This is a genomic window from Bacteroidota bacterium (assembly GCA_037133915.1).
Lineage (GTDB): Bacteria > Bacteroidota > Bacteroidia > Bacteroidales > CAIWKO01 > JBAXND01.
The window spans coordinates 19694-35873 of record JBAXND010000011.1; the positions used below are offsets into that span (position 1 = coordinate 19694).

Consider the following 16180-nt stretch of genomic DNA (forward strand, 5'->3'; position numbering starts at 1 on the left):
AAAAAATTATTTATTAATCAAAAATCAAATCAATCATGAGAAAGATGGTTCGGAGTTAAATATGCTTACAATAAAAAATAAATAGTGCTTTTAGGCGGGGGATGTTGCAATGCATCTCCCGCATTATTATTTTTGTTTATTATACAAATATTATGAAAAGTAAAATTTTATCAGTTTGTCTATTTTTTATTACTGTAATGCCGTGCATTGCACAGACTATAACAGACATTGATGGCAACATCTACCACAAAGTTACAATCGGTAATCAGGTTTGGACGAAAGAAAATCTCAAGGTTTCGCATTACAACAATGGCGATTCAATTCCGAATGTTACTGTTGCAGCACAATGGGGCGCCCCAATAGGAGCATACTGCATTTATGACAATGACACAGTGAATGTTGACGTTTATGGTTTCTTGTATAACTGGAGAGCCGTAAGTGACAGTCGTGGTCTATGCCCTGACGGTTGGCATGTCCCCACCGATGCAGAATGGACCGTACTGACAGGCTTTGCGGGGGGAGATAGCATTGCCGGAGGTAAACTCAAAGCGATAGGTACTGAATATTGGATTGACCCAAATACAAATGCCACGGATGATTATGGTTTTTCTGCCGGTCCCGGGGGGTATCGTTCATACAATGGCAGCTTTGAACTAAAAAAGGGGTATGGCTTATTCTGGGCATCCACGGATACAAATGCAGATTTCGCATGGAAACGTGAGTTTGCCTATAACAATGGAATTGCTCAACGTTGGTTCTATTTTAAACCCACCGGCCTTTCCGTCCGCTGCCTTTGTGATACCCTTGCAAGCAGTTTAAATGAAAACAAGAAGAATGAAGGGATACAGTTGTTTCCTAACCCTGCTTCAGACATTGTGAATGTGGCAATGGGTGACATCAAAGAAGCCATGATTATTTTCTATAATTCAATTGGCCAAATAGTGTTAAAAGCAACATGTTCAAATCAGATCAACGTAATCGATATCCGCGACCTGCCACCCGACCTGTACTTGATTCAAATGGCAACAGAAAATAAAGTCCTTACACAAAAAATAATAAAATTATAATGGCATGATTTTGGGTGAGTTGCGACTCACTTACAACAAATAAATCAACCTTCAAATTCCAAAAAAAATGAAAAAAATATTCAGTTTATTCATCGTTATTCTATGTATTTCAGTCGTTGCCCTCGGTCAAATCGGACATGGTAATACAGCAATAACACAAAAGTCCAATTATACAATCGCGAATAAACAATTGAGCAATAACCAAACTGTAAAAATCCCAAATCATAATTACCGAACTTCTTCACAAAATTATGGCAACCGTGCTTCTGTTACTAAACGACAAGAAGTACAATCGGGCTTGGGCAGCGTAAACAAAAGTGAACTGCCGAAAGGTCAGATTTCAAAATTCCATTCCCCCGGAAAGTATTTTGGCAATTTAAATTCTGACATCCAAGCACTATATGCAGCCGATAACAGAACAACTACCCAAGTATGTTTCGAGAAGCAAAATATGAAATTTGAGCCTTTCAAAAATATGGTCGTTTATTCTATCTGGATTGCCGATCATTATGAATGGAACAGTTTCTATAACTGCTTCGCATTTGAATACGGACACATGAAGTTTATTATCGGATGTTACACTTTTGAAATGGGCTATTGGGTGCGATACGAGAAAGACGGTAAAATCCACAAACGTCATATCCCACCTATATCAGGTATTGACTGTAGCGTTAGTCATGGCAGAAGTCAGTATTGATTTCCCTAATCGTTATTGATATAATTTTTTGCGAATTCTTCCGTAATGTAATTGTCGTAAATCATGCACACATGCGATGCAAAATCTATGGAAGTCGCAATAATTTTATCCCAGATTTCAGGCTGAATGTTGTCAATATCAGCATACAGAATATTGTTTTCAAGCAATGCATAAACAAGTCCCGCATTAAACGAATCGCCCGCCCCTACAGTGCTTACCGGTACCAGCTCATTGGAAGGATAATGTTTTGTAAGCTCGCTGCTGCGCAAATCAACACCTTTTGAATTGGCTGTGTAAATAAAATTTCTACAGCCAATCGGCTCCAGCAATTTGTATGTTTCGCTGCTGTCGGCAGTTCCGTAAATATTCATAAAATCCTCATCAGAGCCTTTTACAATATTCGATACCGCAATATTCTCTTCAATGAACGGACGAACCGTGCGTAACAAATGCAAATGCGCCGGCCTGAAGTTTGGATCGTAGATTAATATAGCTTTATTGTTGCGCGCCTTTTCCAGAAAGGCTTTCAGCTGCTCCCGAATTTCAGGTTTGATACCGAAATAAGAGCCGAAAATAACGATGTCGTCCTGCTTTATATCGGGCACATTTAACACCAATGCCTGATCGGTTCGCAGTTTGTAAAAGGCATAATCGGCATTGTTTTGTTTATCCAGAAATGCAAGAGCAATGCGTGAGCGGGCGTTCTCATACATGCTCACATAACGCGTATTCACGTTATTATTGCGAAGATAATTGAGTATTATCCGACCCACATGGTCGTTTGCAAAATCGCCCGAAAAACTTACCGGTACATTAAGCCGGCCCAGTGATATCGATGTATTCAGCATGGCGCCGCCCGGTCTGGCTTCCACAGGTTGTTCATTCTTAAAAATGATATCATAAACGGCTTCGCCGATACACAAGACTTTTCTCATTTGCAGTAAAATTTCTTTGGCTAAATTAATACAATTCTTTCCTCTAACATTATGCACTCACTATTGTAACTGATTCTTCAATGAAACGGCTTACTTAAATTTCCATGATTCCAATGATTTCGGTACTCATGAATTTTCCTCCGGGAAAAATATTCGTATAATCAAAATTCATCCACACATTGTCCCATTTATCACTATGGTAATAAATCTTTTCACCAAGTGCCTCCTTCAAAAACAGGGTTCTTTTTATCAGACCAACAAGTTCCGGCAGGTCTTTCATAGTGCCGGTTCTAACTTCAGGATACAGGTGATTTGCAGTGCGTACCAGCCTCACAGTACCGCCCGTTGCCTTGATGCAGGCCGCCATCAGTATGGCATAATCGTCGCAATCGCCCGACATCAGCTTTACCGATTCACTCGCCTTGGCATAATAATCTTCACCGCGCGGATCGTCCACATACGTCCATGTACTCAATACCTTGAAAACAGAAAAATACCGCACAATCTTTTCGAAACGGTAATCATAATCGGCTTTTGAAAAATATTTTGTAGAAGCAGCCACTGCAAAATCGCGAACTACAGGATTCTCATAATCAATCGCAGCCCGTATTTGGGCACCATTTTTAATATTTGTTTTCGTGGTGTCGAAAAACGGAAGATCAACATTATGGGCACCTACATAAGTTACCAGGTCAACATAGGCATAGTACATATGCGTAAACCCGAATCTGCCTGCAATCTGTCCCACACACATCACAACTATCATAACCACGAGCGCCGCGTACAAAAAATATTGAATAAAATGCACCAATAGTCGTATGATTATAAAAATCAGAGCGAAGGTAAGAACGTGGTCTATCCGCATTCCTTTACCAATGGGAATAATAATGTCGGGCACATAGCGATAAACCAGAATAAACAAGGGAAGTGTTATCAATGCCGAAACAATGGTAAGAACAAAACTTGAAAATGCTCTTTGACTGTCTTTCGCGAATTCGCTTCCTGATTTATTGGTAAAAGAATCAGGTGTATTTGTATTTTTTTTGAAAAGCGAAAATTTCATCGCGTAAAATTAAACCACAAATCATTATGTTTGCTCAATGCCATGATAATTTTGTTACTTTGCGGCGCATCTATTATTTACTGATAACCGAATGATGATGGTCAATAAAAATTTTCTTTTTATACTTTTTTTCATAACAACAACCGTTACGGCATTTTGCCAGTATTCGGGTGGTGCCCGTCAACGCGACGAAGACGAACGTCTCAGACATAAAAAGCTCATCAGTGCTGCAGATATTGTATCCTGCGAAGTGTACAGTGTAAGCTGTAACGATGGTGTATATCAGGAACCCGGCTCCCTGTCAAACGAACTCACCTTCGATAAAAACGGGAATCCCCTGCTTGAAACACGGCATAACCTTGATGGCGGGATGAACACAGTATACACCTATCAGTACGACAGCAGCGACCGTATTATTTATGAATCCTTCGGCAATGATAAAGGAAAAATCATCAGCAGTACGCAGTACTATTATTCAAAGAGCGGAAAGCTTGAAAAGGAAAAAGTGACTGATCCCGGTGCAAAATTCAGCGTGTATTACCGCACATACAGCTATTCTATTGTCGGGATACTTCTGCTTGAAACAATTACCGATACTCTGAATCATATTTTAAAGCAGGTGGAATATGATTGTAACAATAATGGATTACTAATGGCGCAGAAAGAAAAAAGAGCAGACGGAAGCGCCATTTTCTCTACAAATTACAAATATGACAAGCAAAACCGCCTCATCCTGACAAATGAAGAAGATAAAGACGGTGTGGCCGGAGATGAAATAAAATACAGCTACGATAAAAATGGCAATCTTGTACACGAAGAGTACGTTTCCAAATTCGGACAAACCTATCTGGAGTATTTATATGAATATAATTCCAAAGGACGTCTCATCAGACTGCAGGAAAATAACCCACAGGACGGTTCAACGAACATCACAAAATACACCTATAATGATTTTGGGCTCCTCGCTTCCGAGGTATGGTTCGATAAAGCACTGAAACCCCTCGACCGTATCGACTATTACTATAAGACGCGGTAATAGTGAAGAATATAAAACTAAGAGTTAATAACGGATAGTGAAGAACTAATAACTAATAGTGAAGAATTAATAATTCGCAGAATTCAGGTTTTAAAGCAATATTGTTGAATTGTTGAATTGTTGAACTTGTCCGAAAAGTGTTAAACGCGGCATTGAACTTATACAGGTGTCAACCGGCGATTCCTTCCGGAAAAAACGAGTTAAATCAATCGTCCCCGGGTCACAAATCCCCGCTCCTCTATATTTTTCAGAAATTTCATTATTTCATAGTAATTATCAGCTAATACACTTATTCTGTATTATTGGTTATTATTTGATTATATGATTTTTGCAAATATTATGCGTTAACACAAATGCATATTAATCACATAACAAAGTGCGATTTAAGCGATTCGCAATATTTATTCGTTATTTTGAATTAATATGTGTTAATATACGTTAATTTTACGTGTTTTTGACGACATTTTTCTACTGATACGAAAAGTATTTTCCTCAAAATACTTAACGTTAATGTTCGTTAATTTAAATTAATGAAATTAAAACTGACCTTTAGGCGAAAAAGTTGCAGATTTAGCTAACGAAATTTTTTTCACGCTAAGGCGCAAAGACGCAAAGAAAAGATGAAAGCGTCCCTGATAATTGCTAACGCGAGTCAAGAATTGAAAATATAACTCTGTGGCACTCTGTGTACCTCTGTGAAATTTTAAAGACAGAACACGGAGAAACACAGAGTTTTCACGGAGTTACACAGAGAAAATTCAACCCTTGCGTTGTATTGTTAACTGATTTCACGCAAAGGCGCAAAGACGCAAAGAAAAGATGAACGCGTCCCTGATAATTGCTAATGCGAGTCAAGACTTGAAAATATAACTCTGTGGCACTCTGTGTACCTCTGTGAAATTTTAAAGACAGAACACGGAGAAACACAGAGTTTTCACGGAGTTACACAGAGAAAATTCAACCCTTGCGTTGTATTGTTAACTGATTTCACGCAAAGGTGCAAAGAAGCAGAGTGGGCGTTTTCCCTAAACAAAGAGCTAACCCACAAGAGTTAGCTCTTTATACAAGCTGTTATTAATTACTAATTGTCAAATTATTAATTAATAATTCTATTTATGCCGTAAGGCGCTCCAGAACTGTGTGAACAAGCTTTTCCATCAGTGGTTTGTAATCCTTGCTGTATTCGCGCTTGATACGGTTCGCAATGATTACACAAACGGTTAGCATATTGTGTCCCATCATTCCGCCAAGACCGTACAATGCAGATGTTTCCATCTCAAAGTTTGATATTTTTATGCCTTTATGGTTGAATGATTCAAAAAGACTGTTGAATTGAGGATATGCCAGACCCAGACGGAGCTCGCGGCCCTGAGGACCAAAGAAACCGGCAGCTGTAGCCGTGATACCGCTGTAGAATCCTTCGCCGATCTGCTTGGCAAGTTTCTCAGAACCTTTTACAATATATGGTTTTGCAAGATCAGCCGGCCATGAAGTATGTTTGATGAAAGCATCGGTAAGTTCATCGTCAATAAAACCTTTAGGAGTGGCATAAAAATTCAGCACACCGTCTATACCCAGGCCATGAGTGGCCATACAGAATGAATCAATAGGAATATCAGGCTGAAGCGAACCTGAAGTGCCAAGACGAACAATGTTTAATGACGTCAATTTATCTTTTACAACACGCTCTTTCAGGTCAATATTGAAAAGCGCATCAAGCTCATTTATAACGATATCAATATTATCAGGACCCATTCCCGTAGAAAGGGCAGTAATCCTTTTGCCGTTGAGTGTTCCCGTATGTGTAACAAGTTCACGGTTTTCCTGTTTAAAATCAATCGTGTCAAAAAATTTGGAAACGGTATTTACACGTTTTGGGTCGCCGACAACAATAATATTTTCAGCAATTTCGCCCGGTTTACAGCCAAGATGATAAATGGCGCCTTCCGCGTTCAGAATAAGTTCAGATTCTTCAAATATTTTTTTCATTGCTTTTGGTATTTAAATATACTACATTTGTGAGCCTCACAAAGAACCACAAAAATATTAAATGAAATGGAATCTTTTAAAAATATTTTGATTCCCTTCGATTTCAGGGAACAATCGGTGATTGCACTGTCGCAGTCATACAACATTGCAAGACTCTCAAACCTCGATATCACACTACTTTACGTGCATGAGGATTCGGGTATCTTCAGCAAATTATTTTCGTCTGACCAGGGCGAAGAAATGGTCAACAAAATTGAAATTGAGTTGGCCGATTTTGCAGAAAAAACGGCAAAAGAAACAGGTCTGACCATTCGCACTATGGTTGCCAAGGGACGCGTTCATCATAAAATTGTAGAAGTAGCCGAGATGATCGGAGCCAAATTTATAGTGATGGGAACCTCGAGTGGTGCACACGCCAAAGAATCCGATAAAAAATCGGTAGGCGCTAACACCAGTCGCGTCATCCGCAACGCCAAATGCCCGGTAATGACCATTAACGGCAAACACCATTATGATGGCTGCCGTTCTATCCTTGTACCTATAGACCTTACCCAGGAAAGCCGTCAAAAAGTAAGTTGGGCCGTTGAAATGGCAAAACTTTTCGGTTCAACCATTAAAGTGATATCTATCCTTTGGTCGGCGAACCACAAAGCAATTGTAACCCAACTGAATGCTCAGATGTCGCAGGTTCAGAAGTTCATTGAAGACCGCAACATCAAGTGCAGCGTAGAAGTGGTTGAAGCCCATAAAGAATCAGACACCATACCGATGATTCTCAATTATGCCAATCAAGCCGGCGATGTTGATCTTATCATGATTATGACACAGCAGGAAACATCTTTGGTGCCCTTCTTTGTAAATTCGGAAGCTACCGAAATTATCCGCAATTCAGATGTGCCGGTAATGTCAATCGTTCCAAAAGAAACCGGGGAACTGTCCTGGCGTTAATTTTAGTATTTGCTTACACTTTCGGGCGATTACGCAGGTATTAATTATCTTCGCGTCCGAATTTCTCTTCGTATTATGGAAGCAATCATAATCAGTATTGGCGACGAATTGCTCATCGGGCAGGTTCAGAATACCAACGCCTCCCATATTTCAGCCGAACTCACAGCCGTTGGAATACAGGTTCGTCAGGTATATACCATTGCCGACAATAAAGCCGATATTCTTGAAACACTTGATATTGCTTCAAATCATGGAGATGTAATCATTTGCACGGGCGGACTCGGACCTACCAAAGACGATATTACACGGGATGCACTCTGCACCTATTTTAACTGTGGCATAAAAACAGATACGACGGCACTTGCCGATATCACAAGAATTTTTGCCGGGCGCGATCTCGGGTTAACCGAACTGAACCGGAAGCAGGCAGATATACCTTCTGCCTCCACGGCACTTCGCAACGAAGTGGGAACAGCACCCGGAATGTGGTTTTCAAAAGGAGATAAAGACTTCTTTTTTATGCCGGGCGTTCCTTTTGAAATGAAAAAAATGCTGGAAGAACAAATTATTCCACAACTCAAAAAACGCGCGGGCGGCATACATATTATATATAGAACCGTGCTGACGATGGGCATGGGCGAATCATTTCTTTCTGAGCGCCTGAGCGAATGGGAATCATCGCTGCCACAGCATATTAAACTCGCATGGTTGCCCGATGCGGGCATTGTTAAACTGAGGCTCACAGCCAGCGGAACAGACAAGAAATTTTTAGAAGACGGCATCAGTCAACACATTGAAAAACTTCAGAAAATTATTCCGGAGCTGATATTCGGATACGATGGCGACACCCTGCAGTCAATCATCGGAAAGTTGCTTCTGAAGAGGAATATGACGGTGGCTACTGCCGAAAGCTGCACCGGAGGTCGCATTGCGCATCTTATCACTTCGGTTCCGGGCAGCTCAGCGTATTTCACAGGCTCAGTGGTTGCCTATGATAATGCTGTCAAGACCGGAATTTTGGGCGTTCAGGAAGATACCATTATTGAGCAAGGGGCTGTGAGCGAAGCTGTTGTAATGCAAATGGCTGAAGGTGTGAAGCAGTTGTTTAAAACGGATTTTGCAGTTGCAACCTCAGGTATTGCAGGACCTTCAGGCGCAACAGAAGGAAAACCGGTTGGCACCACCTGGATTGCCGTTGCCGGACCCGAAGAAACCATTGCAATACGGGTTCAATTTGGCGATAACAGGGGCAGAAACATCAGTCGGGCTTCTTTATATGCACTTAACTTATTGAGAAAGAACATCATTAAGATTTTTTAAACCTTATTTTGCTATATTAAAAAAAAATTGCGAAATTTGCACCCCGATTGTGGAAACAGTATTTATCTTTAAAACTTACGGAAATGTCAAGGATTTGTCAGATAACAGGTAAAAGAGTCATTGTAGGAAACAATGTATCGCATTCAAACATAAAGACAAAAAGAAGGTTTATTCCTAATCTTCAGACAAAAAAGTTCTGGCTACCTGAGGAAAAATTATGGATTACGCTGAAAGTATCAACTTCCGGGATTCGTAACATTGACAAAAAGGGTTTAAATGTATGTCTGAAAGAAGCATTTCAAAAAGGCTACATCAAATAAGACATTATTCTCTATAATATTGAATGCTGTTACTTTGGCGGTAACAGCATTTTTTTTATCCCGGAAACCGATTTTACTGCTATTTTCGCATAGGCAATAAATTTAATTTAACGCCGTTTAAGGTATTGCTTTCAGAAGATTAATCAGGCAGCTATCGGAAATGAATGTTAAAATGAGGCGACACACATTATTACTCTTACTATTTCTCACATTGCTGAGCATCCCTATAGCGAAGGCACAGCAAAAAGACACCACTCTGGTGCAGTTTTCGGGCGTTGTGGTTACAGCCGACAGTCTAAAGCCAATCCCTTTTGTAAGTATTCTTGTTAAACAAAACTACCACGGCACCATCAGCGATTTTTTTGGTTTCTTCAGTTTTGTTGCACGCAAAGGCGACGAGGTTGTTTTTTCATCCATGGGATATAAGACCGTATTTTATACCATTCCCGATACGCTTGCAAAAGACCGCTATTCACTTATTCAGGTAATGCGGCCCGATACCCTTATAATGAATGAAACCGTGATTTATCCCTGGCCTACATATGAGCAATTCAAGCAGGCATTCGTTAATCTCAACATTCCCGATGACGATATGGAGCGAGCGCGTAAAAATGTTGAGGTCATTGAACGACTCATTATTAATGAGGACTGGAAAATGGACGGCGCCATGAATTACAGAAACTTCATTGAGAAGACAACGAGTAAATACTATTACGCGGGGCAGCTTCCACCGAATAACCTTTTGAACCCCTTTGCATGGGCTAAGTTTATTAAGGCATGGAAGGAAGGAAAATTCAAATCAAAAAAAGACAAAGACTGATTCGGGAATGAAATTACTGAAACCCTTGAGTTTCCTGACAATACTGGCAACCCTGTTGCCGGTGATGATGGTTTTTGTCAGCCAGGCTCAGGAAAAAGCAGTTGTTTACGGGCATGTTACCGACACTAAAAAAACGGCTGTTGAACTGGTAAATATTTCTATTGCCGGACTTCCCAGCGGCAGCCGAACCGATAAATCCGGTTATTACGAGCTTTCAGTTCCGGCGGGCAAACCCATTCTGCTCATTTATTCCTTTATTGCCTACAAAACAGATACAGTGGTGATGACACTCAGACCGGGCGAACGCAGAAAGCGCGACATGGTTCTGAATGAAGATATCAAAGAAATCAAGCCGTTTGAGTTTATTGAGAAAAATGAACAGGTTGGTATTACGCGCATCAATCCAAAAGATGCAGATTATATTCCGTCCGTTTCGGGAAGCGGCATTGAAGAACTTGTAAAACGAGCCAGTCTCGGCGTGTATTCCAACAATGAATTGAGCTCGCAATACTCGGTACGAGGCGGCAACTTCGATGAAAATTTGGTTTATGTAAATGATATTGAGGTTTACCGACCCTTTCTGACACGCAGCGGACAGCAGGAAGGGTTGAGTTTTGTAAATTCTGATCTTACGTCGAATGTACAATTTTCTTCGGGTGGATTTGAAGCCAAATACGGTGATAAAATGTCATCGGTACTCGACATCCAATACAAAAAGCCCAAGAAATTTGGCGGCAGCGTGAATCTGAGTCTCCTTGGCGCAACGGCTCACGTTGAAGGCGCCTCAGACAACGAACGCTTCACTTTTTTACTCGGCGTGCGCCAGAAGTCCAACCAGTATCTTTTGAACGCGCTGGAAACACAAGGACAGTATAAGCCTTCGTTTACCGATGTGCAGCTATACACGACTTACCAGATTAATGAAAATTGGGAGATCGGCTTTTTAGGAAATTACGCGCGCAACAAATATCTGGTTGTTCCTGAATCGCGGGAAACGCAATTCGGCACCATCAAGGAATCGTACCAGCTTAAAATCTATTTCGACGGGCAGGAAGTGGACAGAATACAAACGTATTTTGGCGCACTCACCGCGACAAACCGTCCCAACAAAAACCTGAAACTGAAATATACGGTATCGGCTTTCACAACAGACGAGAGTGAAATGTACGATATTCAGGGACAATACTACATCGGAAAGCTTGAAACGGATTTCAGCAAGGATGAATTCGGTGATGTGAAACAAAGCCTTGGTGTAGGCAGCGATATGAATCATGCACGCAATAATCTTATTGCTACCGTCGTGAATGCCGAGCACCGCGGAGCCTTATCCAAAGGAAAAAGTTTTATTCAGTGGGGTGCAAAGTATCAGGTTGAGATTATTAACGACAGGCTGAAAGAATGGCGTATGCTGGATTCGGCAGGCTTTACACAGCCCCGCCAATCAGATTCGGTAGGATACACGAATCCTGCTTTGCAGCCTGAAAATGCACTTGTATTGCAGGATGTTGTGAATACTACGATAAATCTGAATTCAAACCGTTACTCCGGATTCGTTCAAAACACATGGACCTTTGAACCCGACAGTGCAAAGATTCTGGTTACCGTTGGCGGACGCGCCCAATACTGGGATTTCAATAAGCAATTATTGTTCAGCCCGAGAGCTTCCATAACTTTTGTACCACACTGGAAGAACAACTGGTCGTTTCGTTTTTCAACCGGATATTATTACCAACCGCCTTTTTATAAGGAACTGAGAGGTCTTGACGGCGTCATCAATCATAACCTGAAAGCACAAACATCTATACACGCACTGTTGGGTGCAGAGTGGAATTTTAAAGCATGGGAACGTCCTTTCAAGCTGGTTACGGAAGTGTATTATAAATATCTTGACAACCTTATTCCTTACGAAATAGATAATGTCCGGCTGCGGTATTTTGCCACCAACAATGCTCACGGTTATGCCACAGGTCTTGACTTTAAAATTAATGGTGAATTTGTTAAAGACGTAGAATCGTGGTTTGGATTTTCGCTCATGCAAACGCGCGAGGACATTACGGATGATTACTATTATGCGTATTATGACAGCGAAGGAAAGCGGGTGATACCGGGATATAACAACACGCCTATTGCTGACACGGTGAAAAAATTTCCGGGTTATATTCCTCGTCCTACAGATCAGTTCCTGAACGTGAATCTATTTTTTCAGGACCATTTACCGAAAAACCCGACGTACAAAATGCACCTGAATTTTGTATACGCAAGCCCGCTGCCATTCGGTCCTCCGAGCCATAACCGCTACCAGGACACCTTGCGGATGCCATCCTATTTCAGGGTAGATGTCGGCTTTTCAAAAGAGCTGCTGCTTGAAAGCAATCCGTTGCCAAAGAAAAACCCCTTCCATATTTTTCGCTCAATTTGGATAAGTGCCGAAGTATTTAACCTTCTCGGCAGGCTTAACACGATTTCGTACATTTGGGTAAAAGACGTGTATGGCAGGCAGTACGCAGTTCCCAATGAACTTACGCGCCGTCTGATAAACGTAAAGCTGATTGCTAAATTCTAAGGTCAGTATTTTGTTCCCGAAATAAAATTCTGTGCGTTTATTTTCATCGGATTCTTCGTGAACCATGCCACAAAGGCTTTATATTTTTCAACATGCGCATTGTACCATAAGGCAAATTCCTTTTCATTTCCTTTCATAAAAAGCCAGTGTAAATAGGCTTCGAAATAGCCATTGGCAATAAGTTCCTTGTGAAGGTTGAATATAATATTCGGATAGCTTTTGTCAAGTAATTTACTATACCAGGATTTCACAAAGTCGCAATCAACAGAGTACAGCAGTGCAATGCCCGCAATATTTTCCTCTTCAGCGCGAATCTTTACATAACTTTCGAGCATCGTTTGCCCGAACACTTTATTGAAGGGTTTTACAGGGTTCTTCTCGTTATCATTCTTGACAGCGGAGTTATCGGACATCGCGGAAGCTGCTTTTGGTTCAGCAATATTCTGTAAATAACTATCAGATGCATCAAACAGTATTTTGCTCATTTCTTCTGAGCGTTTTGAATTACGTTCGATGTTCATAAACACTTCGCCATACAGTAACGCCCAGGTTTTATCAGGCATTGCAGCATAAGCTTTCGCCAGATAATAATAATTGGAAGAAATACCAGGGTCGGCATTCACACCTCTTTCCCAGTATTCAATGGCTTTTTGAGTGCTGTCTTTTGCCTGCATCACAATGCCGCACTCAAGATAAAGAATACCGGATGCAGGGAATTTTTTAAGTCCTGCACGATAGGTTTCCATGGCTCGTTCCGATTCCTTTTTCATATCGAACGCATTTCCCAGTATCTGGTAAAACTGATCATTCGCATCAGGCTTATCAAGCACTTTACGCATAATTAATATTACGGAATCGAACTTTTCCTGCATGTAAAAAGCCGTTGCTATTTCATAATAAAAAAGTGAATTGCCGGTATCAAGCGCTGCTCCTTTCCGAAACATGGCAATGCCTTCATCATACTTTTTAAGGTCAACGAGTTTGATTCCTTTTCGGGCAAAATCTACAGATTTCTCTTTGTCTGTTTGGGCCGACAGTGAAAAGAATCCGAAACAAACCAGGAATACAGAAAGAAAATATCTCATATTACTTTATTCCGAGTTTGGCTTTAATGGCAGCAGGAACGGCATCTTTATGTACCATAATTGCGATGGTTTTGTACCGCACAAAGGCATCGGACATAAACCAAAAACCTTCGTGACCCTTGGCTGTTCCCCATGAATTTTTAGTAAGGTAGAATTTTTTATCCGACGCATCTTTTCCATATCCTGTAATGTGCATCAAATGATCGTCGGTAACATCATAATCATCAAAGCCTTCCTGTCGTTTTTTTTGTGTAACAGGAATTGATTCATCGCTGAGTTTTGCGACTCCCCCGTTGGCAGAGAATTTCTGGTCGTCACTAACATCGCCATCCCAGTCAACGGAATAGCCGTTATCAAGGGCGTTGTCAATTATCTGCATAAGTTCATCAATCGGGAGATTATAATAATCGCCAAACGCCCAATTGTCGGGCACTTCAAGGCGAAATGATTTATAGAACGGATGATGGGTATACGAAGTAAACTCAATATAATCATCGGGGTTTAATGTCAAGGATTCTGCAAAGGTCTTAGGCGTATATGATTTTCCTTCGTACGTAAAATTTTCGGGTACTTTGCCTAAATAGGAATCGAGCACGGCAATAAAAGCGTTGATAGACTTCTCGCTCAGATTATCTTTTACTGCAAGTTTAACAATGTCGAGCAGCAGGGCGTCCATTACTTCATGATCTATCATTTGCCCTGATGAATCCAATCCTGTATAAACACTTTCCGGAACGGCGCCGTAATCACGCATCATATTCATAACATCGTGCGCCTGACCGCCCGGACCGAAATTAGCATTCCCTTGCAGGCGGCGGTAATAAACGGCCTTTTGCTCATATGCTTTGCGCACAAAATACATTTCCGACAGATTTACGGCAGGTTTTCCCATCCGAATAAGCTCACTTGTTATAAAAGAGCAGGTGGCAAAACTCCAGCACGTACTTGACATCTTTTGATTTTCAACCGGACCGCATTTTACCTCTTTAATAATTTTAATATTCTCAAACTGGGCTACCGAAACTGTAGCTGACAGTAAGAAAATAAGCATCGGTAATGTCCGTACAAAAAAATTGTGTTTTCTCATCACATTAATAGTATTATTCAGTTTTCACAACGCATTCATAAAACAAGACAACAAATAGTATGCGTTTCGGTTGAAGTATTTTTAATTAATACCCAGTTTTTTTCTCAGCGCAGGTTTAAGCGCCTCTTTATTTATTAAAACGGAAACACACTTCAGCAGCAGGTATGATTCTGACATGTATATAACTCCCCCGTTAGATGCAGGGTCGCCCCACGAATTTTTGATAATATAATATTTCTTTCCGTTAGCATCTTCAGCAAGACCGGTAATATGCATAACATGGTCAACCGTTGTGGCACGAGAGTCAAACATTTGCTGACGCAATTCTGCCGTTGGAACAAATTCTTCTTCGCGACCGAGAAAAGTCTGCTGCTGTTGCAATTCGTTTTTCTCTTCCCACTTCTTTACAGGAAGCACGGCCATTCCGAACTCTGATGAAAATTCATCTTCGCTTACATCGCCATTATATATTATTGAATAACCGTTTTCCAGAGCATGTTTAAACAGTTCGGAAAATTCCGTAAACGGAATATTATAATAGCTGTCGTGCGACCAGTTATACTTTGTTTCCAGAACAAAAGAGGAATAGTATGGATGATGCATGTAGGAAGTTATTTCAACATAATCATCCGGATTAAAGCCCGTGGACTGAAGGAACGAAAAGGGTGTAAATTCCTTTCCTCCCGATGAAAAGGTGACAGGAAGTTTCCCAAGATAGTCGTCCAGAACAGTTTCAATCACATTTCTCCACGGTCCATTAACGCCGCCGTTTTCACTGTTTGCAATGTTCCGGGTGATGACTTTCATCAAGGTATCAAGCTCAGCATGTTCGGGCAGCCACTTCCCTTTCTGAATTCCGCGGTAAGCATTTTCAGGAACGAATCCGTAATTCTTAATGACGTTCAGCACATCATGCGGCTGACCGCCCGGTGTAAAAAACGATTTACCGTGCCAGCGGATATAATTAACCGATTTTTCAGGATATATGTGGCGAACAAAGAACATCTCTGAAAGGTCAACGTCGGATTTACTGATACGAAAAAGTTCGGATTCAATAAAACTCGTGGTCGCAAAACTCCAGCAGGTACTTGAGTGTGCTTGATTTTTACAGGATGTTGCGTGAACGGCAAACAGCGTATTGAATGCCGGTTTCTGTGCATTGAGATTCAGGAACGAAAAAACAGAAATAAATCCGATACAGAAAAACCTTGTACAGCGCAGCATATTTTTGATTCTCATTGATTACAAAG

Annotated in this window: 14 protein-coding genes; 8 read left to right on the forward strand and 6 right to left on the reverse strand. The window is 40.9% G+C overall.

Going from position 1 to position 16180, the window contains the following annotated elements:
* Positions 1 to 152: 152 nt before the first annotated feature.
* Together WCM76_05505 and WCM76_05510 are read left to right on the forward strand one after the other, a co-directional pair.
* Positions 153 to 1067: an FISUMP domain-containing protein gene (locus WCM76_05505; protein MEI6765077.1), complete on the forward strand. Its 915-nt coding sequence runs from the start codon at positions 153 to 155 to the stop codon at positions 1065 to 1067.
* 67 nt (positions 1068 to 1134) lie between these two features.
* A complete protein-coding gene (locus WCM76_05510) occupies positions 1135 to 1764 on the forward strand; it encodes a hypothetical protein (protein ID MEI6765078.1) in 630 nt (209 codons plus the stop codon).
* A gap of 5 nt (positions 1765 to 1769) precedes the next feature.
* Here WCM76_05510 and WCM76_05515 read toward each other — a convergent pair whose 3' ends face one another.
* Both WCM76_05515 and WCM76_05520 read right to left on the reverse strand, forming a co-directional pair.
* Positions 1770 to 2699 (reverse strand): carbohydrate kinase, encoded by a 930-nt coding sequence (locus WCM76_05515; protein ID MEI6765079.1) that lies wholly within the window; start codon positions 2697 to 2699, stop codon positions 1770 to 1772.
* Positions 2700 to 2793: 94 nt separating this feature from the next.
* Positions 2794 to 3762, reverse strand: a complete 969-nt coding sequence (locus WCM76_05520) for a hypothetical protein (protein MEI6765080.1) — start codon at positions 3760 to 3762, stop codon at positions 2794 to 2796.
* 97 nt (positions 3763 to 3859) lie between these two features.
* On the opposite strand from WCM76_05520, the gene WCM76_05525 reads away from it, so the two are divergent.
* Complete coding sequence (locus WCM76_05525; protein ID MEI6765081.1) at positions 3860 to 4798, forward strand: hypothetical protein; 939 nt, start codon at positions 3860 to 3862, stop codon at positions 4796 to 4798.
* Between the two features lie 1113 nt (positions 4799 to 5911).
* Here the strand turns inward: WCM76_05525 and WCM76_05530 are convergent.
* Positions 5912 to 6787, reverse strand: a complete 876-nt coding sequence (locus WCM76_05530) for a nucleoside phosphorylase (protein MEI6765082.1) — start codon at positions 6785 to 6787, stop codon at positions 5912 to 5914.
* A gap of 66 nt (positions 6788 to 6853) precedes the next feature.
* On the opposite strand from WCM76_05530, the gene WCM76_05535 reads away from it, so the two are divergent.
* The 5 genes from WCM76_05535 (at position 6854) to WCM76_05555 (ending at position 12758) form a co-directional block, all read left to right on the forward strand.
* The gene (locus tag WCM76_05535) at positions 6854 to 7735 is read left to right on the forward strand and encodes a universal stress protein (protein ID MEI6765083.1); all 882 of its coding nucleotides are present in this window, start codon (positions 6854 to 6856) and stop codon (positions 7733 to 7735) included.
* 75 nt (positions 7736 to 7810) lie between these two features.
* Positions 7811 to 9055: a competence/damage-inducible protein A gene (locus WCM76_05540; GenBank protein ID MEI6765084.1), complete on the forward strand. Its 1245-nt coding sequence runs from the start codon at positions 7811 to 7813 to the stop codon at positions 9053 to 9055.
* Positions 9056 to 9138: 83 nt separating this feature from the next.
* Positions 9139 to 9375, forward strand: coding sequence for a 50S ribosomal protein L28 (rpmB, locus tag WCM76_05545; protein MEI6765085.1), 237 nt, complete (start codon positions 9139 to 9141; stop codon positions 9373 to 9375).
* Between the two features lie 172 nt (positions 9376 to 9547).
* Entirely contained in the window at positions 9548 to 10195 is a 648-nt protein-coding gene (locus WCM76_05550; GenBank protein ID MEI6765086.1) for a carboxypeptidase-like regulatory domain-containing protein, read from the forward strand.
* A 7-nt stretch (positions 10196 to 10202) separates the two neighbouring features.
* The gene (locus WCM76_05555) at positions 10203 to 12758 is read left to right on the forward strand and encodes a carboxypeptidase-like regulatory domain-containing protein (GenBank protein ID MEI6765087.1); all 2556 of its coding nucleotides are present in this window, start codon (positions 10203 to 10205) and stop codon (positions 12756 to 12758) included.
* 2 nt (positions 12759 to 12760) lie between these two features.
* On the opposite strand, the gene WCM76_05560 is transcribed toward WCM76_05555, so the two are convergent.
* From WCM76_05560 to WCM76_05570, 3 genes are all read right to left on the reverse strand, one after another.
* Positions 12761 to 13843 (reverse strand): hypothetical protein, encoded by a 1083-nt coding sequence (locus tag WCM76_05560; GenBank protein ID MEI6765088.1) that lies wholly within the window; start codon positions 13841 to 13843, stop codon positions 12761 to 12763.
* Position 13844: 1 nt separating this feature from the next.
* Positions 13845 to 14930, reverse strand: a complete 1086-nt coding sequence (locus WCM76_05565) for a C1 family peptidase (GenBank protein ID MEI6765089.1) — start codon at positions 14928 to 14930, stop codon at positions 13845 to 13847.
* A gap of 81 nt (positions 14931 to 15011) precedes the next feature.
* Complete coding sequence (locus tag WCM76_05570) at positions 15012 to 16169, reverse strand: C1 family peptidase (protein MEI6765090.1); 1158 nt, start codon at positions 16167 to 16169, stop codon at positions 15012 to 15014.
* Between the last annotated feature and the right edge of the window lie 11 nt (positions 16170 to 16180).

Coding starts and splice junctions, on each gene's coding strand:
- WCM76_05560 (MEI6765088.1), bottom strand. CDS start 13,843: ATGAGATATTTTCTTTCTGTATTCCTGGTTTGTTTCGGATTCTTTTCA.
- WCM76_05525 (MEI6765081.1), top strand. CDS start 3,860: ATGGTCAATAAAAATTTTCTTTTTATACTTTTTTTCATAACAACAACC.
- WCM76_05505 (MEI6765077.1), top strand. CDS start 153: ATGAAAAGTAAAATTTTATCAGTTTGTCTATTTTTTATTACTGTAATG.
- WCM76_05550 (MEI6765086.1), top strand. CDS start 9,548: ATGAGGCGACACACATTATTACTCTTACTATTTCTCACATTGCTGAGC.
- rpmB (MEI6765085.1), top strand. CDS start 9,139: ATGTCAAGGATTTGTCAGATAACAGGTAAAAGAGTCATTGTAGGAAAC.
- WCM76_05535 (MEI6765083.1), top strand. CDS start 6,854: ATGGAATCTTTTAAAAATATTTTGATTCCCTTCGATTTCAGGGAACAA.
- WCM76_05540 (MEI6765084.1), top strand. CDS start 7,811: ATGGAAGCAATCATAATCAGTATTGGCGACGAATTGCTCATCGGGCAG.
- WCM76_05555 (MEI6765087.1), top strand. CDS start 10,203: ATGAAATTACTGAAACCCTTGAGTTTCCTGACAATACTGGCAACCCTG.
- WCM76_05515 (MEI6765079.1), bottom strand. CDS start 2,699: ATGAGAAAAGTCTTGTGTATCGGCGAAGCCGTTTATGATATCATTTTT.
- WCM76_05565 (MEI6765089.1), bottom strand. CDS start 14,930: ATGAGAAAACACAATTTTTTTGTACGGACATTACCGATGCTTATTTTC.
- WCM76_05510 (MEI6765078.1), top strand. CDS start 1,135: ATGAAAAAAATATTCAGTTTATTCATCGTTATTCTATGTATTTCAGTC.
- WCM76_05530 (MEI6765082.1), bottom strand. CDS start 6,787: ATGAAAAAAATATTTGAAGAATCTGAACTTATTCTGAACGCGGAAGGC.
- WCM76_05570 (MEI6765090.1), bottom strand. CDS start 16,169: ATGAGAATCAAAAATATGCTGCGCTGTACAAGGTTTTTCTGTATCGGA.
- WCM76_05520 (MEI6765080.1), bottom strand. CDS start 3,762: ATGAAATTTTCGCTTTTCAAAAAAAATACAAATACACCTGATTCTTTT.